Consider the following 21726-nt stretch of genomic DNA (forward strand, 5'->3'; position numbering starts at 1 on the left):
CGTAGTCATGGCCGCCTTCGGCCAGAAGCGACAGCGCGTCGAAGAAGCGCCGCTCGAGCGGTTCGTAGGCCGCGGCCGGCTCGTCGCCCCGCTCGCGTTGCAGTTCGTCGAGCGCTTCCTGAAGGGCCTGGCGCTTGTCTCGGTCGGGAAGCGTCGGGTCGTCCAGAATTTCTCGCAGGCGATCGTCGTGACCGGAGAGATCCGCACCCGGCTCCAGGGAGGCGGTGAGCCGGTCATCCGTGAAATCGCTCATGACGCTCGGCTCGTTCAGTTGGCGGTGGTCGTACTGCCGGCGGTCGACGCGTTCGGTGTGACCACGCCGGTCTGCGAACTCGTCGGAGTCGTCGGCTCGGCGGTCGTGCCGGACGCTTCGACGCCGTTGATGTTCTGGTCGGGCAGGGTGGCGCTGTAGATCTGCAGCCCGGCGAAGACCACGAGACACAGGACGAGGCCGCCGATCAGCACGTACAGCACCGGGCGGCCGGTCCGGCCCTGCCGAGCCTTGTCGGTTCTGAGTTCAGCCATGGGAACACTCCGTTGCACGCGCCTCGGCGCCTTGATCTGAGTAACGGCTCGACGGCCGGAAACGATCCCGGGATCGGCGACTTTCCACGCCGCTCATGAGGTCGTGATACGAGAACGGCGCGCCGGTGAGGGCGCGCCGTTCGAACCGAGCGATGCGGGGTTCAGCGGCCGTAGCCGCCGTCGCGCCAGTTCTGGAAGACCCGGAACAGACCCCAGGCGGACGCCGCGGCCACGGGGACCACGAGCAGCGACTTGCGGCGCCGCAGGCTGCGGAAGATCAGCGGCATGTTCGACACCGCCGCGACCGAGGCGATCGAGGCAACGTCGCGCTGCACCCGGTTCGCCGCACGCTGGCGAGGCGGCCGGCGCGCGATCGTCAGGAAGATGTAGACGCCGATCAGGATGACGAGGCAGGCGGCGGCGAAGATCAGGGCCGTCGCCACGACGCCGATGCTGTGCGCGATCCAGGCAAACAGCGCCAGGAGCAGGAAGAACAGCATCGCCAGGGCAAAGATGCCCATGACCACATAGATCGTCGCGATCGTCCGCAGCCTGGCGAAGTAGATCGACGCCTCGCCCGTCACGAGTCTCGAGATGAGCTGGAACACCATCGAGACGGCGTCTTAGCGGAAGAGGCGCGCGTAGACGTAGCCGACGGCCGCGGCAATCAGGATGCTCTTGATGGGCTCGGCGCGGACACGCTCGCTGACCTCTTCCTCGAACTCGCTGACCGTCTCCTGCGCCTGACGGAAGTAGCGCTCGCCCTCGTCGCGCAGCTGATAGGCCTGCTGCTTGGCGTTCTCGGCCCGGTTGGTGGCCATCGTCTTCAGCGTCTCGGTGACGCCGGCCACGTCCTCCCGCAGCTTGGAGATCTGCGCCTCGAGTTCGGCGCGATCGGCACCGGTGCTCGCGCCGGTCGAGAACTCGTTGGACGTGGTGTTCGACATGGGTACTGATCCTCTTACGTTGACGGGCTGGCCGCGGCCGTCCCTGATTGCGGAAATCGTTTGCCTGCCACGGAAGTTCCGTGTCAGGCGGCCGGAGCGACCCCGATTATTTGCGACGAGATCGAATCGGGCCCGAACTCGCCGTCGCCCTCGATGCCGAGAAGATCGGCCATGCGGGTGCGGGCACGCGAGACGCGGCTCTTGATCGTTCCGACGGCGCATTTGCAGATTTCGGCGGCCTCCTCGTAGGAGAAGCCGGACGCGCCGATCAGGATGAGGGCCTCGCGCTGGTCGTCGGGCAGCTGCTCCAGCGCCTTGCGGAAGTCCTGAAGATCGAGGTGGCCCTGCTGCTCGGGGTGGCCTGCAAGCTGCATGGCGTGGATCCCGTCCACGTCCTGGACCTCGCGGCCCTTCTTGCGCATCTGCGTGTAGAACTCGTTGCGCAGGATCGTGAACAGCCAGGCCTTCAGATTGGTGCCGGGCTGGAACGTGTGCTGCTTGTCCCACGCCTTCACGAGGGTTTCCTGCACGAGGTCGTCGGCGCGATCGAAGGAGCCCGCCAGCGACGCAGCGAAGGCGCGCAGGTTCGGAATGATCGCGACCAGTTCTTTGCGGAAGTCGGTGTCCTGCGCCATCTGGCTCAGTTTCCTTCCTTCGACGACTTCGACCGGGCTTCCGCCGCGTCGAGCGCATCGAGCAGCGACATGAAGCGATCGGGAACCGGCTCGCTCGCCACGTCGTCGTAATAGGCCTTCAGACGTCGGCCGATCGCGGAACTCGAACCGAGGTCCGTCGGTTGGCTGTTCGCGGCATCCGAATCCGTCGAGGTGTGCGTATCCTGGGTCTCGGGCATGACGGTGCCTTTGTTCCTGCGGTCTTCCATTCCACCTCTCGCCCTGCCGACCTTCGCGTCCGGCTGTCGCAATGCTTGCTGCGCTAGATGTAGGAGCGCCGTCGGTTCGCAAGTGTCTCGACCGCCCGAGGGAAATGTTGTGCTCGAAGGTCTAGCGTTTCGCGCCTGTTGCCTTAACTAGGGCCGGGTGCGCGAAGTCCACTGGCGGCCGACGTTTCCGTCGCCGCCTCGGCCGGGGCCGACTTTCGTCGCCGCATAGACAAGGTCAGATCCGGGCGCGGAGCCCGGTCAAGCTACGAGGGAATGTTCATGTCGATGTCCTCGCGCATTGCGCCGCACATCCCGTATCTCCGGCGGTATGCTCGCGCATTGAGCGGTTCGCAGTCCTCCGGCGACGCGTATGTGGCGGCGGTCCTCGAAGCCCTGATCGCGGAGCCCAGCCTGTTCGACACGCAGGAAAGCCCCCGGATCTCGCTCTACAAGCTGTTCTCCTCGCTGTGGCAGTCGGTGGAAGTGAACGTGCGCGAGGACGCGCCGGTCTCGGCCTGGGAAGAGAAGGCCTCGCGCAACCTGCGCGGCATCTCCCCGCTGCCGCGTCAGGCCTTCCTTCTGGTGGCCGTCGAGGGCTTCACCACCGAGGAAGCCGCCCACATCCTCGGCGTCGGCGAGAGCGACTTCTCCGATCTCATCGGACAGGCGAGCGCCGACATCGGCCGGCAGGTCTCGACCAACATCATGATCATCGAGGACGAGCCTCTGATCGCGATGGACATCGAGCAGATGGTCGAGAGCCTCGGCCACGGCGTGACCGGCATCGCCCGCACGCACAAGGAAGCCATCGCGCTCTTCGAGCAGCAGAAGCCCGGCATGGTCCTCGCCGATATTCAGCTGGCCGACGGCTCCTCGGGCATCGATGCGGTCAACGACATCCTCGCCAAGGTGTCGGTGCCGGTGATCTTCATCACCGCCTTCCCCGAGCGCCTGCTGACGGGCGAGCGTCCGGAGCCGACCTTCCTCGTCACCAAGCCGTTCAACCCGGACATGGTGAAGGCCCTGATCAGCCAGGCGCTGTTCTTCGAGACCGAGCGCGAAGCGGCCTGACGCCGCCTCGACGACGGCAGGGACCCGTCCCGCGCCATGCCGGTCCCTGCAGAGGGCGGGAACCCGTCGTGGTCCCGCTCCGTTGCCGACTATCGACGTGTGAGAGCCGGGAGGGACGCTCCTCTGGCTTTTGGAAAGGTTCGTCCGACATGACCGCAAGGCTGAACGGTAGACGCTCAGGCGCCCGTTTCGACCGTGCGCCGTCGTTCGAATCGAACGCGTCGTTGCTGTGCAAGCGATCGCGGGGCGGTCCGAGCGCTGTGTCATGGTAGCCTACAAGGCTCTCAAGGCGGTCGCCAACACCGAGATGACGCTGTTCGCGCAGGACATGGACCTGCGCTACCTCTGGCTGTTCAACGCGCAAGGATCGTGGCTCGCCGAGGCGCGCAACGGCGACTGCGACCAGGATTTCCTTCCGGCCCCCGCCGCCGACAAGGCGAAGGCGATCAAGGCCGAGACGCTGAAGACCGGAGCCCCCGTCCGCTTCGAACTGCCGGTGGCAAGCGGCGACACGGTGCGCTGGTTCGATGTCCGCGTCGATGTCGACCGGAACGACGACGGCGAGGTAATCGGCCTCATCGGCACGTCGGTCGAGATCACCGACCAGAAGCGTCGCGAGGACACCCTGAAGACCCTCCTGCGCGAGGTGTCTCACCGTTCCAAGAACCTTCTCGCCATCATCCAGAGTCTGGCGAGCCAGACCGCCCGCCACTCCGTGACGGTGCCGGAGTTCCTCGTCCGCTTCCGCGGCCGCATCCAGTCGCTGGCCTCATCCCAGGACATCGTGACCGACACCGACTGGCGTGGCGCCGATCTCTTCAGTCTCGTCACGCTCCAGGTCGAGCGGTACGCCCCCGACGGCATGGAGCAGATCCGATTTGAGGGCGTCGACGTATACCTGACCCCGACGGCGGCGCTCCATGTCGGGCTGGCGCTCCACGAGCTGGCCGTCAACGCCGCGTCCTACGGGGCCTTGTCGGTGCCGGGCGGCCGAATCGAGATCGTCTCGCGCATCGAGACGCGCGAGGGGCAGACCTCGCTGATGCTGCGCTGGCGGGAATCGAACGGCCCGAGGGTGCGGGTCGACTACGATCCTCGCTTCGGCACTTCGACGCTTGAGCGCATCGTGCCGAACTCCGTCGGCGGCGAGGCGGCTCTCGAGTACCGCCCCGACGGCATCCAGTACTGGCTCCGCGTCCCGCGCAACCAGTTCGAGTTGGTCGACGGCTGAGATCGGTCGCGCGGGTTGCTGGCCAAGCCAAGGCTTTTCACGATCCTGCCTTCACCCGTCACGCGGCTGCCACCCCACCGGGCCGCTCCGCACGTCGACCGGGAACCCTTGACGGTGCAATGGGTTAATGCGGCGAAAGGATCGCCGCCATGGAACACGTCGCCGCTCTTCTCCTGCTCGTCGGCTGCTCGCCGGACGCTTCCGTCTGCTCGGAGATCCCGGTTCCCCAACCGATCTATCGCACGCTCGACGAGTGCGAAGCCGCCAAGCAGCTCGAGTTGCGTCTGTCGGGCACTTACGACCGCCGCGTGATGGCGACCTGCTCCGGCCTGACGCAGGCCGAGGTCGATGGATCGGCGTCCGTCGAGTGGGCGGTGAACCGCTCCGGCCAGCTCACGGTGGAACTGGCGGACGCGCCGCAACTCGTTGCCGCGCGATAGAAACCGGCTGGACGCTGCCTGTTCCCCCTCTATCTAGGGTCTTCGGGACACTCCGTTAGTTGGGAAAGCATCTGATGAAATCGATGATCTTGGCCGCCGTGGCGGCCAGCACGCTCGCTCTTGCCGGTTGCCAGTCGGTCGACAGCAACGTGGCCGTGCCGGCAGGCATCGGCGCTCTCGGCGGCGCCGCCATCGGTGCGGGCATCTCGGGCAACGCCCGCGGCGCCCTGATCGGTGCGGCGGTGGGCGGCGCGGGTGGCGCGCTTCTGGGTGCGGCGACCAACCGTCCGGGCCAGTGCGTCTATCGCGACGGCCGCGGCCAGCGCTATTACGCAGACTGCCCCGCCGGCTACTAAGCCAGGCGGTCTCGCATCGCCCGCCGGTTCGACAAGAACCGGCGGGCGTTTTGCAAATGGAACGTAGAAGGACGGACCCAATGACCGGCCAGCGCGACGTGAGGAAGCGAACGATGCCGGCGGTCCTCCTCGCCGCGACCTGCGCCATCCTCTCCGGCTGTCAGTCCGATGTCCTGCCCGCGGTCTTCGGCCTCGGTTCGGGCGGCGTTGCCGCCTATGCGCCCGGCAAGCTGCCGGAGATCGTCGCCCGGCCGGGCGATCGTCTGATCGGTCGATCCGGGACGGACCGTGGTCGCTGTATCTTCGAGAATGCGGTCGGGAACCGCTTCCGGGCCGATTGCCCCGACGGCTTCACGCTCTGAGCCGGACGCCGTCCCGCCTCTTAATTGTCGAGGTCACGGGCCAAGGCCACGAAGGCCGACCGAAAATCCGCAGCTGTGACCACGGCCTCGTGGAAATCGACGCGTTCGACCCGGCCCGCGAGGACAAGCTCGAAGCCCCGCCGATCCAGCGTCGCAATCCGCCACCCGGCATCCGTGGACCCGCGCCGTGCCATGATCCTGCCGAGAACGTCGGCGTGATCCGCGTTCATGTGGTCCACGACGCGTGTTTCCGCAGCCAGGATCTCGGCGTCCGCCGCGTCGATGACGTCATCGCGTCCGAGCCGATAGGCGCGCGCGAACCCAGCATTGAGGAAGGCGGAAGCGATCTCCACCCGCCAGTAGGAGAAATCCGAGAACGTGCCGTAGAGCCGCGCCGAGGGGTGATGCGCCGTGAAGCGTCGCGCAAGCCGCCCGTAAGCGTCGGCATCCGCTGCGATCGGACCTGCCGCCGACCCGGCCAGCGACAAACGAGGCTGGTTCAGGGCATCGCCCTCATTGGTTTCACCCACCAGCAGCGAGACGCGAGGATCGGCGCCGAGCGCGCGGGTGTGGGCCGAAAGTTGCGACAGGAGGAGGATGGGGCTGCCGTCGACGTCGGCGGCGAGCGCCACGCGGCTCGTCATCGGGGCGTGCGTTTCGGGGTCGAGCCAGGCAAGCGTCGCATGGCGAGCGGTCCGCAGGAGGCGTCGCGCGAGCGCCAGCGCCTCGTCGTCGGGGCGAAGATAGGGGGAGGGCGCACGCGGCGGTGTTTCAGTCATCGGGCTTGGAGCACTCCCATCGCTGAGCCAAATCCCCTATCTGCGGGGCACATCGCGTGCAAGCCGCACGCCGCAGCCGGTAAAGGAGCCCCGATGTCCGAGGACCAGAAGTCCAAGATCCTTGAGATCCTCAGCGCCCTGCCGGCCCCCGGCGGCGGCGACGTCGTCTCGCGCGGCATGGTCTCGGACATCTTCGTCGCCGACGGCAAGGCATTCTTCTCGATCAGCGTGCCGGCCGCCGAGGCCCCGCGTTTCGAGGGACTGCGCCAGGAGGCCGAGCGCCGCGCGGCCGCCGTTCCCGGCCTGTCGAGCGCCATGGTGGCTCTCACCGCCGAACGGCGCGGCGGCGGGATGGAGGCGCGCCCGCCGGCACCGCGTCCGCCGGCCGGACGTGCGCCGCCGGTCGCCCCGCGGGCGGCCTCGCCCAGCCCTCAGCCGCCCCGCGCGGCCCGGCAGGGCATCGAGGGCGTCGGCCGGATCGTCGCCGTCGCCAGCGGCAAGGGCGGCGTCGGCAAGTCCACGACCGCCGTCAATCTCGCGCTCGGCTTCCGCGCGCTCGGCCTGCGGGTCGGCCTTCTCGACGCCGACATCTACGGCCCGTCCGTTCCGCGCCTCCTCGGGCTGCGGGGGCGGCCGGAGCTCGAGAACGGCCGGGTGATGCGTCCGATGGAGGCCTACGGTCTCAAGGCCATGTCGATGGGTTTTCTCGTCGAGGAGGAGACGCCGATGATCTGGCGCGGGCCGATGGTCATGTCGGCGCTGAACCAGATGATGCGGGAGGTGGCCTGGGCGCCGCTCGACATCCTCGTCGTCGACATGCCGCCGGGGACCGGCGACGCGCAGCTGACCATGGCGCAGCAGGTGCCGCTGGCCGGCGCCGTGATCGTCTCGACGCCGCAGGACCTCGCGCTGATCGACGCCCGCAAGGGGCTGGCGATGTTCCGCAAGGTCGAGGTGCCGGTGCTCGGTATCGTCGAAAACATGAGCTACTTCGTGGCCCCCGATACGGGGCGGCGCTACGACATCTTCGGCCATGGCGGGGCGCGTGCGGAAGCCGAGCGCCTCGGGGTCCCGTTCCTGGGGGAGGTGCCGCTGGAGATGGCGATTCGCGAGGGCTCCGACGCCGGCGCCCCGGTCATGGCGGTCCAGCCCGACGGCCCCCATGCACGCGCCTATGCGGCGATCGCCGAGCGCACGCTCGCGTCAATCGAGGCATCCGGCGCTTCCGCGGGCAAGACACCCGAGATCGTTTTTGAGTGAGAAAACAAAAAAGCGGCTTGCGTGAGGACCGTCTCGTGGTCGAAATGTGCCCTTCCGGCGGCAATGCAGCCGTCTTAGGCACGTTCATGGGAGAACGCGTTTCATGGGTCTGACCAAGAAGCTCCTGGCGGCGACGGCGATCGTCCTCGCGCTCGGCTCGGCCGCTTCGGCCAAAACCTTCGTCTTCTGCTCCGAAGGCTCGCCCGAGGGCTTCGACCCCGGCCTCTACACCGCGGGCACCACGTTCGACGCCTCGGCGCACCCGGTCTACAACCGTCTCGCCGAGTTCAAGAAGGGCACGACCGAGACCGAGCCGGGCCTCGCCGAGAGTTGGGAGGTCTCGCCCGACGGCCTGCAGTACACGTTCAAGCTGCGCTCGGGCGTCAAGTTCCACTCGAACGCCAACTTCACGCCGACGCGCGACATGAACGCCGACGACGTCGTGTTCTCGTTCGACCGCCAAGGCAACGCCCAGAACCCATGGCACCAGTACGTCTCGGGCGCGTCGTGGGAATACTACGCCTCGATGTCGATGCCCGAGGTCGTGAAGTCGATCGAGAAGGTCGACGACATGACGGTGCGCTTCACGTTGAACACGCCCTATGCGCCGTTCATCGCGAACGTCGCCATGCCCTTCGCCTCGATCGTCTCGAAGGAATACGCTGACAAGCTCGCCGAGTCCGGCAGCCAGGCGCAGTTCAACCAGGCACCGATCGGCACCGGCCCGTTCCAGTTCGTGGCCTACCAGCCCGACGCCGTGATCCGCTACCAGGCGTTCGCCGACTACTGGGGCGGCAAGCAGCCGATCGACGATCTCGTCTTCGCAATCACCAAGGAGGCCTCGGTCCGCCAGCAGCGCCTCGCCGCCGGCGAGTGCCACCTGATGGCCTACCCGAACCCGGCCGACGTGCCCTCGCTGCAGCAGAACGCCGACCTCAAGGTCGACGAGCAGGAAGGCCTCAACATCGGCTTCCTCGCCTACAACACCAAGCAGGCGCCGTTCGACAAGCCGGAGGTCCGCAAGGCCCTCAACATGGCGATCGACAAGGACGCGATCATCTCGGCCGTCTACCAGGGCGCCGGCACCAAGGCCGTGGCCCCGATCCCGCCGACCATGTGGAGCTACAACGCGCAGCTCAAAGACGACGCCTACGATCCGGAAGCCGCCAAGAAGGCGCTGGAAGCGGCCGGCGTCAAAGACCTGTCGATGAAGATCTGGGCCATGCCCGTCTCGCGCCCCTACAACCCGAATGCCGCCCGCATGGCCGAGCTGATCCAGTCGGACTTCGCCAAAGTCGGCGTGAAGGCCGAGATCGTCACCTATGAGTGGGGTGAGTATCTCGAGCGCTCGAAGGCCGAGGACCGCGACGGCGCGGTGCTGCTCGGCTGGACCGGCGACAACGGCGACCCGGACAACTTCCTCGCCGTGCTTCTCGGCTGTGACGCCGTGGGCGGCGCGAACCGCGCGCAGTGGTGCAACCAGGACTTCAACAAGCTCATCCAGGACGCCAAGGCCAAGCCGACGCAGGATGAGCGCGCCAAGCTCTACGAGCAGGCGCAGGTGATCTTCAAGGATCAGGCCCCCTGGGCCACGATCGCCCATTCGGTCGTCTACGTGCCGATGCGCAAGAACGTGACCGGCTTCGTCCAGAGCCCGCTCGGCGACTACACGTTCGACGGCGTCGACATCACCGAGTAAGCCGACCGCACCATCGCCGGGAAGGGGAGCGGCCCTGCGCCGTTCCCCTTTTCGTTTGGCCGAACCTCTGGTTTCCGCTAGAGAAATCGGCTTCAGCCGCAGGCTGCGGCACCAGGACCTCCAAGGGCCTCATCCATGTTCCGCTTCATCGTAGCGCGCCTCGGCGTCCTCGTGCCGACCTTCGTCGGCGTGGCGATCGTCGCCTTTTCCTTCATCCGCCTTCTGCCCGGCGATCCCGTCACGCTGATGGCCGGCGAGCGCGGCATCAGCCCCGAGCGTCACGCCCAGCTCACCGCGCTTCTCGGCTACGATCAGCCGCTGCCGATCCAGTTCTGGCACTACCTCACGGGCCTCTTCGCGGGCGACTTCGGCACATCGATCGTCACGCGTCGTCCGGTCCTCACCGAATTCATGACGCTGTTCCCGGCGACCGTCGAACTGTCGCTCTTCGCGATCCTGATCGCGGTCGCGATCGGCGTTCCGGCCGGCGTCTTCGCCGCGGTGAAACGCGGATCGTGGCTCGACCAGACCATCATGGGCACGGCGCTCGTCGGCTATTCCATGCCGATCTTCTGGTGGGGCCTCCTCCTCATCATCTTCTTTTCCGGCACGCTCGGCTGGACGCCGGTCTCGGGCCGCATCTCGCTCCTCTACTTCTTCCCGCCCGTCACCGGCTTCATGCTGATCGACAGCCTCCTGTCGGGGCAGGCGGGCGCGTTCAAGTCGGCGATCAGCCACCTGATCCTGCCGGGCGTCGTCCTCGCCACGATCCCGCTCGCGGTCATCGCGCGCCAGACGCGCTCGGCCATGCTCGAGGTGCTCAGCGAGGACTACGTACGCACCGCTCGCGCCAAGGGCCTGAAGTCGACCCGCGTCGTCGGCATTCATGCCCTGCGCAACGCGCTGATCCCCGTCGTCACCACGATCGGCCTGCAGATCGGCGTGATGATGGCCGGCGCGATCCTCACCGAGACGATCTTCTCCTGGCCGGGCATCGGCAAGTGGATGGTCGATTCGGTCTTCCGCCGCGACTATCCGGTCGTCCAGGGCGGCCTTCTCCTCATCGCCATCGTCGTGATGGTCGTGAACCTCGTGGTCGATCTTCTCTACGGCCTCATCAACCCCCGCGTCCGGGCCCGATAGGAGAGCCACGATGTCCCATATCGAAGCCCAGGAAGCGGAAGCCGGCGTCGGCTCGCTCATCCCCGACCGCAAGCCGGAGACCGGCCAGCGCCGCCGGATGCTGTCGGAGTTCTGGTACTACTTCTCGGTCAATCGCGGGGCCGTCGCGGGCCTCGTGGTCTTCGCCATCGTCGTGCTCGTGGCGTTTCTCGCGCCGTGGATCGCCCCGCACGACCCCGTGGCGCAGAACCGCGCCGCGCTCCTGCTCCCGCCCGCCTTCATGCAGGGCGGCCAGTGGTCCTATCTTCTCGGCACGGACGCCGTCGGCCGCGACATCCTCTCGCGCCTGATCTACGGCGCGCAGTATTCGCTATTCATCGGCACCTTCGTCGTGATCCTCGCGGTCTCGACGGGCATCGTGATCGGCCTCATCGCCGGCTACTTCCGGGGCTGGGTCGACACGGTGATCATGCGCGTCATGGACGTGATCCTCGCTTTCCCATCGCTGCTCCTGGCGCTGGTGCTGGTCGCGATCCTGGGGCCCGGCCTCGTCAACGCGATGATCGCGATCGCGCTCGTCCTCCAGCCGCATTTCGTGCGTCTGACCCGCGCCTCGGTGATGGCGGAGAAGGAGCGCGAATACGTCACCGCCGCCCGCGTCGTCGGCGCCGGCCCGATCCGGCTGATGTTCCGGACGATCCTGCCGAACTGCCTCGGGCCGCTCATCGTCCAGGCGACGCTGTCCTTCTCGAACGCCATCCTCGACGCGGCCGCGCTCGGCTTCCTCGGGCTCGGCGCCCAGCCGCCGACGCCCGAATGGGGCACGATGCTCGCCGAGGCGCGCGAGTTCGTCTTGCGCGCCTGGTGGGTCGTGACCTTCCCGGGTCTTGCGATCCTCGTCACTGTGCTTGCCATCAATCTCATCGGCGACGGTCTGCGCGATGCGCTCGACCCGAAGATGCGCCGGAGCTGACGTCCATGAGCCTTCTCGAAATCCGCAACCTGACCGTCAGCTTCGATACGGCCGCAGGGCCGTTCAAGGCGGTCGACGGCATCGACCTGCATGTCGATCAGCGCGAGGTCCTTGCGATCGTCGGCGAGTCCGGCTCGGGCAAGTCCGTCGGCATGCTGGCCACCATGGGCCTCCTGCCGAAGACCGCGACCGTCACCGCCGACCGGCTGACGTTCGAGGGCCGCGATCTCCTCTCGCTCTCGTCGCGCGAGCGGCGCCAGATCGTCGGGCGCGACATCGCGATGATCTTCCAAGAGCCGATGGCGAGCCTCAACCCGTGCTTCACGGTCGGCTTCCAGCTGACAGAGACGCTGCGCTTCCATCTCGGCCTCGGCCGGGCCGAGCGCAAACGCCGTGCGATCGAGCTCCTTCAGTCGGTCGGCATTCCCGATCCGGAAGGGCGCATGTCGAGCTTCCCGCACCAGATGTCGGGCGGCCAATGCCAGCGCGTGATGATCGCGATGGCGATCGCCTGCAATCCGAAGCTCCTGATCGCCGACGAGCCGACCACGGCGCTCGACGTGACGATCCAGAAGCAGATTCTCGATCTTCTCGTCGGGTTGCAGCGCGAGCACGGCATGGGCCTCATCATGATCACCCACGACATGGGCGTCGTCGCCGAGACGGCGCACCGGGTCGTCGTCCAGTACAAGGGGCGCAAGATGGAGGAGGCGGGCGTGCTCGAACTCTTCGAGAACCCGAAGAACCCCTATACCCGCGCGCTTCTCTCGGCGCTGCCGGAGAATGCCACCGGCGACCGCCTGCCGACCGTCGCCGATGCGATGGCGCTGGAGGCCGCCCGATGAGCCCCGTCCTCGAAGCGCGCGGGATCAAGCGCGACTATCTCGTTCCGCAAGGCCTGTTCTCGGCGCCGAAGGCGGTTCATGCCGTCAAGGGCGTGTCCTTCTCGGTCGAGAAGGGCAAGACGCTGGCGATCGTCGGCGAATCGGGCTGCGGCAAGTCCACGCTGGCGCGCATCCTGACCCTGATCGACGAGCCGACGGCGGGCGAGCTCTTCATCGACGGCCAGCCCATGCGCATCGAGAAGGGCGTGACGCGCGAGATGCGCCGCAAGGTGCAGATGGTGTTCCAGAACCCCTACGGCTCGCTCAACCCGCGCCAGAAGGTCGGCGACGTCCTGACCGAGCCGCTGGCTCTGAACACCGACATGCCGGCGGCCGAGCGGCGCAGCCAAGCGATGGCGATGCTGGTCAAGGTCGGCCTCGGCCCGGAGCACTACAACCGCTATCCGCACATGTTCTCGGGCGGCCAGCGCCAGCGCATCGCGATCGCCCGAGCCCTGATGCTGAACCCGAGCCTCCTCGTGCTCGACGAGCCAGTCTCGGCGCTCGACCTTTCGGTGCAGGCGCAGATCCTGAACCTTCTCGCCGATCTCCAGGACGAGCTCGGTCTCACCTACGTCTTCATCAGCCACGACCTGTCGGTGGTGCGCTACATCGCCGACACGGTGATGGTGATGTACTACGGCGAGGTGGTGGAATACGGCACGCGCGACGAGGTCTTCAACGCGCCGAGCCACGAGTACACGCAGAAACTCTTCTCCTCGACGCCGCGCGCCGACGTCGACAGCATCCGCCGCCGCATGGCCGAGCGCGCCTGAGGCTTTGCGACGGGTCCGGCGCGCCGTTGTGCGCCGGACATGACGCGTCCGGAGGCGGGAGATCCGCCGAGCGTCAGACGAAGAGGCTCCAGAGCCGGTGGGCGTCGATCTTGCCGAGAAGACGCCCGCGCTCGGCGACCACCACGTCGCCGCGCCGCAACGTCGGCAGGACGTCCGCGAGCCGCGTGCCGGTCTGGACGAGGCCCGCAAAGCCCGCCGCCTCGTCGGCGGGCGTAATCGGCGCCATCACGTCCTCGGCCAGCAGGAACCCCACCGGGTTCAACTCCGACAGGAGCGCGGCGACGTGATCGGTCGCCGGCTGGAGCACCAGCTCACGCGGCGGCCCCGCCTGTACCAGCCGCCCGTTGTCGAGGACCGCGATCCGGTCGCCGACGCGCATCGCCTCGGCGGGGTCGCAGGTCGTCAGGATCACCGTCTTGCCGGTGCGCTCGCGCAGGCGCCGCAGCGATGCGACGAGCGAGGGATCGCGCCAGGCGTCCGGCGTCTCGATCGCGCCGTCGATCAGGAGGATCGGCTCCGATCCGAGCGAGGCGACGAGAAGCTGGACGTGCGCGCGCAGGCCAGGTCCGAGGTCCGCGACCGTCGTGCCCGCGAGATCACGCAGGCCCGCATTGGCGAGTTCGAGAACCGCGCGAGGGGCGCGGTCGCGGCGCGGCGTGCCGTGGTCCGCAAGGGCCGCCTCCACGACGGCGGCGACGGTCCGGCGGTCGCCGAGGCGCACCGGCGCGCGCCAGCTGGAGACGGTCGCCTCCGCGTGGCGCTTGAGATGGCTCTTCGTCGCGGTCGCAAGTTCGAACGCCCCGTGCTGGGTCACGAACGATGCCGACCCGCGTGCGATGGGTGCCGCTCCGGCGAGCGCCGCCACGAGGCTCGACTTGCCCGAGCCCGAACCGCCGAGCAGCACGAGAATCTCGCCGGGATAGACATCGAGATCGACGTCGATCAGCGCCATCGCACCGTCGCCGGAGACGCGAATCGCGTGGTGGCTCTCGCCGGCATCGGCCCGGCGAAGGGCGGTACCCGGCTGACGGCCGTGAACGACGGCGAGGCGGCGGATGCTGATCTGCGGGGTCATGCGGCGGGCTTATGCGCCAGCGTCCGGACGCGCGCAAGCGTCGGGGTAGGGGGCCATCGGCGCCCCGAACTTCCTTCATGAATTCGATGTCATGAACCCTTTGTAACTCGACGTTCAGGAGGGGCGGGCGCAATCTCTTCCATAGGCGCACCAAGCCACGGACCGCCGGGCGATCCAGCCCGACCCTCAGGCGACTTGGGATTCGATGACGCCGATCGAACCAGGAGCAAAGCCATGAAGTCCACCCTTTCCGCCGCCCTCGTCCTCCTCGGCACGCTGGGCGCCGCTTCGGCTGCGATGGCCGCGACCCCGATGCCCCGGCATCACGTCCAGCACACGATGGCGACGACCGCCGCGCTGTCGAGGACCGCGCCGGTCAAGGTCATGAGCGAGACGCCCGTGAAGGACCCGGGTCTCACCGGCGTCTTCCAGGCCTCCGACGGCGTGATCTATTCCGCGACGGTGAACGACCCGCGCATCCACGGGCTGCCGCAGTACTGAGCCCAGCCGACGCCCTCTGAAGGAAAGGCCGCGCGATCCGTCGCGCGGCCTTCGCGTTTTGGGTCTAGGATCGCGGCAACCCACCCGGCGGAGGATGCCCGATGACCGACGATCTCGTTCTCTACACCCATCCCATGTCGCGCGGCCGCATCGCGCGCTGGATGCTGGAAGAGGTGGGCCAGCCCTACCGCGTCGAAGTCCTCGACTACGGGACGACCATGAAGTCGGCCGGGTATCTCGCTGTCAATCCGATGGGCAAGGTGCCGGCGCTGTCGCATCGGGGCGGCGTGGTGACGGAAGTGGCGGCGATCTGCGCCTATCTTGCCGACGCCTTTCCGGAGGCCGGGCTCGTGCCCGAGCCCGGGCCGGCGCGGGCCGCCTACTTCCGCTGGATGTTCTTCGCCGCCGGCCCGCTCGAGGCGGCGGTCACCAACCAGACCCTTAAGGTCGAGGTGACGCCCGACCGTTCGGTCTTCGTCGGCTACGGCTCCTACGAGCGGGTGATGGACGCGCTGGAGGCCGCCGTCTCCGGAGGCGACTACGTGGCGGGCGATCGCTTCAGCGCGGCGGACGTCTATGTCGGCTCCCATATCGGCTACGGGCTGCACTTCGGCGGCATCGAGCGTCGGCCGGCTTTCGAGGCCTATCATGCGCGGCTCGCCGGACGGCCGGCGTTCCGCCGGGCGACGGAGGCCGACGACGCGCTTCTGGAGGCGGCCAAGGGGCAGGGCGGCTGAGGCGCGACCCGCACGTGCAAACCATTGGCAAATAGGGGGTCCCGGCACTTTTTCGTTGCGACGCACCAGGGCTTCGGCTACCCATTCCGCCATGAACACCGCGCGCAAGCACACGAACTGGTGGCAGACCCGCTCCTAGCGGCTTTGCGAACCCGTGCGCGTTCGATCGACAAAGGCCGCTCCGGACCCCCGGCGGCCTTTTCCTTTTGAGGGGCCTCGGGGCCGGCGCTCAAGATGGAGTGGATGGCATGACCCTCGAAGCTCAGGCGGACGGCGCGCACGTCTATGTGACGGACGGCGGCGTGACCGTCACCCGGCGGCGGCGCGACGTCGCCTATGCCGGCGCGATCGAGCCCTATGTCGATCGGCTGGACACCCGCCGCGGCGCGGTCTTCTCGTCGAACTACGAGTATCCCGGCCGCTACACGCGCTGGGACACGGCGATCGTCGATCCGCCGCTCGTCGTGACCTCCTCGGGCCGCTCGGTCGTGATCGAGGCGCTGAATGCGCGGGGCCATGTGCTCCTCGGCTTCGTCGCGGACGCGCTGGAGGGGCACGAGGACATCGCGTCCGCCGGCAGAGCCGGCGACCGGCTCGACCTGACGATCGCCCTGCCGTCGCGCGCCTTCACCGAGGAAGAGCGCTCGCGCATGCCGACCGTCTTCTCGGTGCTGCGCGCGATCGTCGCCCTCTTCAAGTCCGATGAGGACAGCGACCTCGGGCTCTATGGCGCCTTCGGCTACGACCTCGCCTTCCAGTTCGATCCGGTCGAGGAGACGCTTCAGCGCGCGCCCGACCGCCGCGATCTCGTCCTCTACCTGCCGGACGAGATCCTGATGGTGGATCACTATTCGGCCAAGGCCTATGTCGAGGAATACCAGTTCGAAAAGGCGGGCCGCTCGACCGCGGGCCTTGCCGGCGGCGGACCCGAGGCGCCCTTCGCGCGGTCGGAAACCGTGCCGCCGCGCGGCGACCACAAGCCCGGCGAATACGCCGCGCTCGTGCGCCGCGCGAAGGAAAAGTTCATGCGCGGCGACCTCTTCGAGGTCGTGCCGGGCCAGACCTTCTACGAGCGCGTCGAGCATCGCCCGTCCGAGGTGTCGCGGCGGCTGAAGGGCATCAACCCCTCGCCCTACTCGTTCTTCATCAATCTCGGGGCCAACGAGTTCCTCATCGGCGCGAGCCCCGAGATGTTCATCCGCGTATCGGGGCGGCGCGTCGAGACCTGCCCGATCTCCGGCACGATCCGGCGCGGCGAGGACGCGATCTCGGATTCGGAGCAGATCCTGAAGCTCCTGAACTCCAAGAAGGACGAGTCCGAGCTGACCATGTGCTCGGACGTCGACCGCAACGACAAGAGCCGCGTCTGCGAGCCGGGCTCGGTGCGCGTCATCGGCCGGCGCCAGATCGAGATGTACTCGCGCCTGATCCACACGGTCGACCATATCGAGGGGCGCCTGCGCGAGGGCATGGACGCGATGGACGCATTCCTGTCCCACGCCTGGGCGGTGACCGTGACCGGCGCGCCCAAGCTCTGGGCGATGCGCTTCATCGAGAAGAACGAGAAGAGCCCGCGCGCCTGGTACGGCGGGGCCGTCGGCATGATGCACTTCAACGGCGACATGAACACCGGCCTGACGCTGCGCACGATCCGCCTCAAGGACGGCATCGCCGAGGTGCGCGCGGGCGCGACGCTCCTCTACGACTCCAACCCGGAGGAGGAGGAGGCCGAGACTGAGCTCAAGGCGTCGGCGATGATCGCGGCGATCCGCGAGGCCGGCAAGCCGAGCACCGGGGAGGGGACCAGCGCCCGCGCCAAGGTCGGAGAGGGCGTGCGCATCCTTCTCGTCGATCACGAGGACAGTTTCGTCCACACGCTCGCCAACTACTTCCGCCAGACCGGCGCCGACGTGACCACCGTTCGCACCCCGGTGCCCGAGGAGATCTTCGACCGCGTCGCGCCCGACCTCGTGGTGCTGTCGCCCGGCCCCGGCAACCCCGACGATTTCGACTGCCGGGGTACGATCGCACAGGCGCGCAAGCGCCAGATGCCGATCTTCGGCGTCTGCCTCGGGCTCCAGGCGCTGGCCGAAGCCTATGGCGGCACGCTGCGCACGCTGCACGTGCCCGTCCACGGCAAGCCGTCGCGCGTCCGCGTCTCGACGCCCGGCATCATCTTCTCGGGGCTTCCCAATGAGGTGACAGTCGGCCGCTACCACTCGATCTTCGCCGACCCGGTGCGCCTCCCGCGCGAGTTCGAGGTGACAGCCGAGACCGAGGACGGCGTCGTCATGGCCTTCGAGCACCGGCACGAACCGGTCGCGGCCGTGCAGTTCCATCCCGAAAGCATCATGAGCCTCGGCTCGGAGGCCGGAATGCGCATGATTGAAAACGTCGTGGCGAAGCTTCCGCGTCGCGCAAGCGTGAAGGCAGCCTGATGACAGCATCCGCGATGACGATGGCCGACGATTCCGGCCGTCTGGTGAAGCGTACGGCGATGATGACCATCGCCGTGGCCTGCCTCGTCCTCGGCATCAAGTACGCGGCCTACGTGGTCACCGGCTCGGTGGCTTTATTCTCGGATGCGCTGGAATCCATCGTCAACGTCGTCGCAGGCCTCATCGCCCTGTGGGCCGTCAGCGTCAGCTACAAGCCCGCCGATACCGACCACCCCTACGGCCACACCAAGGCCGAGTATTTCTCGGCCGTGGTGGAAGGCGTCCTCATCGTCGTCGCCGCGCTCCTCATCCTGCGCGAGGCCTACGGCGCCTATCTCGAGCCCCGCGCGATCGAGGCGCCGATGACCGGCATCGCGATCAACGGCGTCGCGACGGTCATCAACCTCCTGTGGGCCCTGCACCTCATCCGGCAGGGGCGCGCGCACCGGTCGCCGGCGCTCGACGCCGACGGGCGGCACATCATGGCCGACGTCGTGACCTCGGTCGGCGTGCTCGCGGGCCTTGCCGTCGCGAGCGTCACCGGCTGGTCGATCCTCGACCCGGCACTCGCCGCCCTCGTCGCGCTCAACATCCTGCGCGAAGGCTGGAAGGTCGTCGCCTCCTCGCTGTCCGGCCTAATGGATCAGGCGCTCGATCCCTCCGACGACACGCGAGCCCGCGAGATCATCTCGAACACGGCGCAAGGTGCGATCGAGGTCCACGACGTGCGCACGCGCACCGCCGGCCGCGCGGTGTTCATCGAGTTCCACATGGTCGTGCCGAGCGAGATGCGCGTCGTCGACGCGCATGCGATCTGCGACCGGATCGAGGACGCGTTGCAGGACGCCTTCTCCGGCGCACGCGTGCTGATCCATGTCGAGCCCGAGGGCGAGGCGAAGCAGGTGGGCGTCCCGGTTCTCTAGACCATCGCGCCATCGCCGGACCGGTCATCGAGCGCCGGCCCACTCAGCGGAGTGGGTCGGCGTTTTCGCGTTAACGTCTTGGGCGGCTAGAAGGCAGGTTGGCTTACGTTTGGAACGGACTGTTCAACAATCTCTACTCGATAAGCCGACAGTCACCGCCTAAATCAGACCCATCGGACGACGCAAGCTCATCCCCCGGCTTCCTCCCAAGCCGCCGAATGTCTCAAGCGCCTCCCGCGTTTCAACAAGGACAAGAACAATGAAGACCTCCATCTTTGCTTCGGCTGTTGTGATCTCCCTCGCCGCCCTGACTGGCGTTGCCTCCGCCAACGGGATCGTCCCGGGCTCCGACACCTATGTGCGCGCCGCCGATGGCGCTGCCGTAAACTCGGTGATCCGTGGCGAGACCGCCGCCGCCCCGCGCGCGACCGTCGTCGAGAGCCGCTCGTTCGGCTACCCCGTCACCGAGGGCGGTGCCGTGAACGTCGTCCCGGGGTCGCGCTACGAGAACCGCGCCTACGACTCGAACGCCGTCAACTCGGTGATCCGTGGCGACTATCGCGGCACTGCTGTGGCTTCGCCGGTCGAGCAGGTTCGCGTCGTCCCGGGTTCGGACTCGTTCGGCATCGACGCTCGCTGAACTCATGCAAGGGCGGCTTCGGCTGCCCCCGCCGCAAAGGCTCGATCCCGCAAGGATCGGGCCTTTTTCGCGTTTGAACGCCGTCGTGCGGGCTTGCCATCGGCGGTGCGCGAGGGCATTCTCCCCGCCATGACGAAGTTGGACGCCTCCTTCGGCCCCTTGGCCCCGGTCGCCGCGCGCACGCGCAGCGCCGCTGTGCGTCCGCTTCTCGGCCTCCTTCGTCTCGTCCTTAGCGGCGATCGTCGGGCCCATTGATCGAAGGGGCGCCCGGCGGTCGAGCCGGCGCGCGACACCCTCGCGAAGCCTCCAGTCTCTTCGGCTTTACAACCCCGGTCAAATCCTGAAAGACGCGCGTCAGCCGGCCGTCGTGCCGCTCCGTCTTCGCCGAACGAGCAAGGTATTCCCATGTCCGCATCCGTCCCGGTGATGCCCAAGGCCTCCCAGAAGTATCAGCCCTATCCGGCCGTCGATTTGCCCGACCGCCAGTGGCCCTCGCGCCGCATCGAGACGGCGCCGATCTGGTGCTCCGTCGATCTTCGCGACGGCAACCAGGCGCTGGTCGACCCGATGGGCCAGGAGCGCAAGTCGCGCATGTTCGCGCTCCTGAAGCATATGCGCTTCAAGGAGGTCGAGATCGGCTTCCCCTCCGCCTCGCAGACCGATTTCGACTTCACCCGCTGGTGCATCGAGGAGGGCGGCGTCCCCGACGACATGTCGCTGCAGGTGCTGGTCCAGTGCCGGCCCGAGCTGATCACGCGCACCTTCGAGAGCCTGGAAGGCGCCAAGAAGCCGATCGTCCACTTCTACAATTCGACCAGCGAGCTGCAGCGCCGCGTCGTGTTCGGCAAGGACCGCGCCGGCATCCGCCAGATCGCGGTCGAGGCCGCCGAGATGATCGCCGAGATGGCCGACAAGGCCGGCGGCGGGTTCCGCTTCGAATATTCGCCCGAAAGCTTCACCGGCACCGAGCTCGATTTCGCGCTCGAGATCTGCAACGCCGTCGCGGAGGTCATCCGCCCGACGACCGAGAACCGCCTGATCCTCAACCTGCCGGCGACCGTCGAGATGTCGACGCCCAACATCCACGCCGACCAGATCGAGTGGATGAGCCGCAACCTCGACAATCGCGAGACGATCATCCTGTCGCTGCACCCGCACAACGACCGGGGCACCGCGATCGCGGCGACCGAGCTCGGCCTGATGGCGGGCGCCGACCGGGTCGAGGGCACGCTGTTCGGCAACGGCGAGCGCACCGGCAACGTCGATCTCGTGACGCTGGCGCTCAACATGTACACGCAAGGGGTCGATCCCGAGCTCGACGTCTCCGACATCAACCGGATGAAGGAGGTCTATGAGCACTGCAACCAGCTCGCCATCCCCGAGCGCCACCCCTACGTCGGCGAACTCGTCTACACCGCCTTCTCCGGCTCGCATCAGGACGCGATCAACAAGGGCATGAAGGCGGCGAAGGTCGCCAACAAGCCGCTGTGGGAGGTGCCGTATCTCCCGATCGACCCGCAGGACGTCGGCCGGTCCTACGAGGCGATCATCCGCATCAATTCGCAGTCGGGCAAGGGCGGCATCGCCTACGTCCTGCAGGCCGACCACGGCCTGAACCTCCCGCGCAACCTGCAGGTGGACTTTCGCGAGGACATCCAGCGGATCACCGACGAGGAGGGCCGCGAACTGCCGGTCAAACGCATCTACGATCGCTTCCTCGAACGCTACGTCGAGCAGCCCGGCGCGCGCTTCGCCTATGTCGAGCATGTCACGCGACCCGAACAGGGACCGTCCCGCCGCACGGTGACGGCGACGATCCGCGACGGCGACCGGACGATCGAGATTGAGGGCCGCGGCACCGGTGCGATCGACGGCTTCATCGACGGTCTGTCGCGTCACATGGGGATAGAGCTGTCGGTCGCCGACTACGCCGAGCACTCGCTCCAGCGCGGCTCGAACGCCTCGGCGATCGCCTACATGGAGATCGAGCATCCGGGCGGACGGGCCTTCGGCGCCGGCATCGACCAGAACGCCACGACGGCCTCGCTGCGCGCGATCGTTGCGGCGGCCAACCGGATCGTGG

Annotated in this window: 25 protein-coding genes; 17 read left to right on the top strand and 8 right to left on the bottom strand. The window is 67.7% G+C overall.

The genetic code is table 11. From position 1 onward, the window contains the following. From QZ753_RS16695 to QZ753_RS16720, 6 genes are all read right to left on the bottom strand, one after another. Nucleotides 1–253, bottom strand: a 253-nt coding sequence (locus QZ753_RS16695; protein ID WP_294645243.1) for a hypothetical protein, incomplete at its 3' end; no start/stop codon positions are given. 14 nt (nucleotides 254–267) lie between these two features. Next, a complete protein-coding gene (locus QZ753_RS16700; protein ID WP_294645244.1) occupies nucleotides 268–525 on the bottom strand; it encodes a hypothetical protein in 258 nt (85 codons plus the stop codon). A 161-nt stretch (nucleotides 526–686) separates the two neighbouring features. After that, nucleotides 687–1136, bottom strand: a complete 450-nt coding sequence (locus tag QZ753_RS16705; RefSeq protein ID WP_294645246.1) for a hypothetical protein — start codon at nucleotides 1134–1136, stop codon at nucleotides 687–689. A 12-nt stretch (nucleotides 1137–1148) separates the two neighbouring features. After that, on the bottom strand, nucleotides 1149–1472 hold the full coding sequence (locus QZ753_RS16710; protein WP_294645248.1) for a hypothetical protein: 324 nt from the start codon (nucleotides 1470–1472) through the stop codon (nucleotides 1149–1151). 83 nt (nucleotides 1473–1555) lie between these two features. Then, nucleotides 1556–2107, bottom strand: a complete 552-nt coding sequence (locus tag QZ753_RS16715) for a sigma-70 family RNA polymerase sigma factor (RefSeq protein ID WP_055890228.1) — start codon at nucleotides 2105–2107, stop codon at nucleotides 1556–1558. A gap of 5 nt (nucleotides 2108–2112) precedes the next feature. Beyond that, the gene (locus tag QZ753_RS16720) at nucleotides 2113–2325 is read right to left on the bottom strand and encodes a NepR family anti-sigma factor (RefSeq protein WP_294645250.1); all 213 of its coding nucleotides are present in this window, start codon (nucleotides 2323–2325) and stop codon (nucleotides 2113–2115) included. A 309-nt stretch (nucleotides 2326–2634) separates the two neighbouring features. Between QZ753_RS16720 and QZ753_RS16725 the strand changes: the two genes are divergently transcribed. The 5 genes from QZ753_RS16725 to QZ753_RS16745 all read left to right on the top strand — a co-directional run bounded on the left by QZ753_RS16725 (nucleotide 2635) and on the right by QZ753_RS16745 (nucleotide 5815). After that, nucleotides 2635–3426, top strand: coding sequence for a response regulator (locus QZ753_RS16725; protein ID WP_055890324.1), 792 nt, complete (start codon nucleotides 2635–2637; stop codon nucleotides 3424–3426). A 265-nt stretch (nucleotides 3427–3691) separates the two neighbouring features. Further along, nucleotides 3692–4657 carry a sensor histidine kinase gene (locus QZ753_RS16730; RefSeq protein WP_294645252.1) on the top strand — a complete coding sequence of 322 codons (966 nt, stop codon included), beginning with the start codon at nucleotides 3692–3694 and terminating at the stop codon, nucleotides 4655–4657. 149 nt (nucleotides 4658–4806) lie between these two features. Continuing rightward, nucleotides 4807–5097 (top strand): hypothetical protein, encoded by a 291-nt coding sequence (locus QZ753_RS16735; protein WP_294645254.1) that lies wholly within the window; start codon nucleotides 4807–4809, stop codon nucleotides 5095–5097. A gap of 74 nt (nucleotides 5098–5171) precedes the next feature. Continuing rightward, nucleotides 5172–5453 carry a glycine zipper domain-containing protein gene (locus QZ753_RS16740; protein ID WP_244486666.1) on the top strand — a complete coding sequence of 94 codons (282 nt, stop codon included), beginning with the start codon at nucleotides 5172–5174 and terminating at the stop codon, nucleotides 5451–5453. 113 nt (nucleotides 5454–5566) lie between these two features. After that, complete coding sequence (locus QZ753_RS16745; RefSeq protein WP_294645257.1) at nucleotides 5567–5815, top strand: hypothetical protein; 249 nt, start codon at nucleotides 5567–5569, stop codon at nucleotides 5813–5815. Nucleotides 5816–5835: 20 nt separating this feature from the next. Here the strand turns inward: QZ753_RS16745 and QZ753_RS16750 are convergent, their stop codons facing one another. Continuing rightward, nucleotides 5836–6594: a DUF2470 domain-containing protein gene (locus QZ753_RS16750; RefSeq protein ID WP_294645259.1), complete on the bottom strand. Its 759-nt coding sequence runs from the start codon at nucleotides 6592–6594 to the stop codon at nucleotides 5836–5838. Nucleotides 6595–6687: 93 nt separating this feature from the next. Between QZ753_RS16750 and QZ753_RS16755 the strand changes: the two genes are divergently transcribed. The 6 genes from QZ753_RS16755 to QZ753_RS16780 all read left to right on the top strand — a co-directional run bounded on the left by QZ753_RS16755 (nucleotide 6688) and on the right by QZ753_RS16780 (nucleotide 13308). Beyond that, nucleotides 6688–7854, top strand: coding sequence for an Mrp/NBP35 family ATP-binding protein (locus QZ753_RS16755; protein ID WP_294645260.1), 1167 nt, complete (start codon nucleotides 6688–6690; stop codon nucleotides 7852–7854). Nucleotides 7855–7957: 103 nt separating this feature from the next. Then, complete coding sequence (locus QZ753_RS16760; RefSeq protein WP_294645262.1) at nucleotides 7958–9553, top strand: ABC transporter substrate-binding protein; 1596 nt, start codon at nucleotides 7958–7960, stop codon at nucleotides 9551–9553. Between the two features lie 135 nt (nucleotides 9554–9688). Beyond that, complete coding sequence (locus QZ753_RS16765) at nucleotides 9689–10696, top strand: ABC transporter permease subunit (RefSeq protein WP_055890215.1); 1008 nt, start codon at nucleotides 9689–9691, stop codon at nucleotides 10694–10696. Between the two features lie 97 nt (nucleotides 10697–10793). Next, nucleotides 10794–11648, top strand: a complete 855-nt coding sequence (locus tag QZ753_RS16770; RefSeq protein WP_294645279.1) for an ABC transporter permease subunit — start codon at nucleotides 10794–10796, stop codon at nucleotides 11646–11648. A gap of 5 nt (nucleotides 11649–11653) precedes the next feature. Next, the gene (locus tag QZ753_RS16775; protein ID WP_294645265.1) at nucleotides 11654–12493 is read left to right on the top strand and encodes an ABC transporter ATP-binding protein; all 840 of its coding nucleotides are present in this window, start codon (nucleotides 11654–11656) and stop codon (nucleotides 12491–12493) included. Then, entirely contained in the window at nucleotides 12490–13308 is an 819-nt protein-coding gene (locus QZ753_RS16780) for a dipeptide ABC transporter ATP-binding protein (RefSeq protein WP_294645267.1), read from the top strand. Before QZ753_RS16775 ends, QZ753_RS16780 begins: the two co-directional genes overlap by 4 nt. Before the next feature lie 73 nt (nucleotides 13309–13381). On the opposite strand, the gene QZ753_RS16785 is transcribed toward QZ753_RS16780, so the two are convergent. After that, the gene (locus tag QZ753_RS16785) at nucleotides 13382–14404 is read right to left on the bottom strand and encodes an ATP-binding cassette domain-containing protein (protein WP_294645268.1); all 1023 of its coding nucleotides are present in this window, start codon (nucleotides 14402–14404) and stop codon (nucleotides 13382–13384) included. A gap of 234 nt (nucleotides 14405–14638) precedes the next feature. Between QZ753_RS16785 and QZ753_RS16790 the strand changes: the two genes are divergently transcribed. The 6 genes from QZ753_RS16790 to leuA form a co-directional block, all read left to right on the top strand. Next, nucleotides 14639–14905: a hypothetical protein gene (locus QZ753_RS16790; RefSeq protein WP_294645270.1), complete on the top strand. Its 267-nt coding sequence runs from the start codon at nucleotides 14639–14641 to the stop codon at nucleotides 14903–14905. A gap of 101 nt (nucleotides 14906–15006) precedes the next feature. Continuing rightward, nucleotides 15007–15642, top strand: coding sequence for a glutathione S-transferase family protein (locus tag QZ753_RS16795; RefSeq protein WP_294645272.1), 636 nt, complete (start codon nucleotides 15007–15009; stop codon nucleotides 15640–15642). Nucleotides 15643–15890: 248 nt separating this feature from the next. After that, complete coding sequence (locus tag QZ753_RS16800; RefSeq protein WP_294645273.1) at nucleotides 15891–18080, top strand: anthranilate synthase; 2190 nt, start codon at nucleotides 15891–15893, stop codon at nucleotides 18078–18080. Nucleotides 18081–18094: 14 nt separating this feature from the next. Next, nucleotides 18095–19003, top strand: coding sequence for a cation diffusion facilitator family transporter (locus tag QZ753_RS16805; protein ID WP_294645280.1), 909 nt, complete (start codon nucleotides 18095–18097; stop codon nucleotides 19001–19003). 259 nt (nucleotides 19004–19262) lie between these two features. Continuing rightward, nucleotides 19263–19643: a hypothetical protein gene (locus tag QZ753_RS16810; RefSeq protein WP_294645275.1), complete on the top strand. Its 381-nt coding sequence runs from the start codon at nucleotides 19263–19265 to the stop codon at nucleotides 19641–19643. 405 nt (nucleotides 19644–20048) lie between these two features. Continuing rightward, a partial coding sequence (gene leuA / locus QZ753_RS16815; protein ID WP_294645277.1) for a 2-isopropylmalate synthase occupies nucleotides 20049–21726 on the top strand: 1678 nt, incomplete at its 3' end.

The sequence above is a fragment of the uncultured Aureimonas sp. genome, assembly GCF_913775355.1.
In the GTDB taxonomy this organism is placed as follows: Bacteria; Pseudomonadota; Alphaproteobacteria; order Rhizobiales; family Rhizobiaceae; genus Aureimonas.

Coding starts and splice junctions, on each gene's coding strand:
- QZ753_RS16700 (WP_294645244.1), bottom strand. CDS start 525: ATGGCTGAACTCAGAACCGACAAGGCTCGGCAGGGCCGGACCGGCCGC.
- QZ753_RS16705 (WP_294645246.1), bottom strand. CDS start 1,136: ATGGTGTTCCAGCTCATCTCGAGACTCGTGACGGGCGAGGCGTCGATC.
- QZ753_RS16710 (WP_294645248.1), bottom strand. CDS start 1,472: ATGTCGAACACCACGTCCAACGAGTTCTCGACCGGCGCGAGCACCGGT.
- QZ753_RS16715 (WP_055890228.1), bottom strand. CDS start 2,107: ATGGCGCAGGACACCGACTTCCGCAAAGAACTGGTCGCGATCATTCCG.
- QZ753_RS16720 (WP_294645250.1), bottom strand. CDS start 2,325: ATGCCCGAGACCCAGGATACGCACACCTCGACGGATTCGGATGCCGCG.
- QZ753_RS16725 (WP_055890324.1), top strand. CDS start 2,635: ATGTCGATGTCCTCGCGCATTGCGCCGCACATCCCGTATCTCCGGCGG.
- QZ753_RS16730 (WP_294645252.1), top strand. CDS start 3,692: ATGGTAGCCTACAAGGCTCTCAAGGCGGTCGCCAACACCGAGATGACG.
- QZ753_RS16735 (WP_294645254.1), top strand. CDS start 4,807: ATGGAACACGTCGCCGCTCTTCTCCTGCTCGTCGGCTGCTCGCCGGAC.
- QZ753_RS16740 (WP_244486666.1), top strand. CDS start 5,172: ATGAAATCGATGATCTTGGCCGCCGTGGCGGCCAGCACGCTCGCTCTT.
- QZ753_RS16745 (WP_294645257.1), top strand. CDS start 5,567: ATGCCGGCGGTCCTCCTCGCCGCGACCTGCGCCATCCTCTCCGGCTGT.
- QZ753_RS16750 (WP_294645259.1), bottom strand. CDS start 6,594: ATGACTGAAACACCGCCGCGTGCGCCCTCCCCCTATCTTCGCCCCGAC.
- QZ753_RS16755 (WP_294645260.1), top strand. CDS start 6,688: ATGTCCGAGGACCAGAAGTCCAAGATCCTTGAGATCCTCAGCGCCCTG.
- QZ753_RS16760 (WP_294645262.1), top strand. CDS start 7,958: ATGGGTCTGACCAAGAAGCTCCTGGCGGCGACGGCGATCGTCCTCGCG.
- QZ753_RS16765 (WP_055890215.1), top strand. CDS start 9,689: ATGTTCCGCTTCATCGTAGCGCGCCTCGGCGTCCTCGTGCCGACCTTC.
- QZ753_RS16770 (WP_294645279.1), top strand. CDS start 10,794: ATGCTGTCGGAGTTCTGGTACTACTTCTCGGTCAATCGCGGGGCCGTC.
- QZ753_RS16775 (WP_294645265.1), top strand. CDS start 11,654: ATGAGCCTTCTCGAAATCCGCAACCTGACCGTCAGCTTCGATACGGCC.
- QZ753_RS16780 (WP_294645267.1), top strand. CDS start 12,490: ATGAGCCCCGTCCTCGAAGCGCGCGGGATCAAGCGCGACTATCTCGTT.
- QZ753_RS16785 (WP_294645268.1), bottom strand. CDS start 14,404: ATGACCCCGCAGATCAGCATCCGCCGCCTCGCCGTCGTTCACGGCCGT.
- QZ753_RS16790 (WP_294645270.1), top strand. CDS start 14,639: ATGAAGTCCACCCTTTCCGCCGCCCTCGTCCTCCTCGGCACGCTGGGC.
- QZ753_RS16795 (WP_294645272.1), top strand. CDS start 15,007: ATGACCGACGATCTCGTTCTCTACACCCATCCCATGTCGCGCGGCCGC.
- QZ753_RS16800 (WP_294645273.1), top strand. CDS start 15,891: ATGACCCTCGAAGCTCAGGCGGACGGCGCGCACGTCTATGTGACGGAC.
- QZ753_RS16805 (WP_294645280.1), top strand. CDS start 18,095: ATGACGATGGCCGACGATTCCGGCCGTCTGGTGAAGCGTACGGCGATG.
- QZ753_RS16810 (WP_294645275.1), top strand. CDS start 19,263: ATGAAGACCTCCATCTTTGCTTCGGCTGTTGTGATCTCCCTCGCCGCC.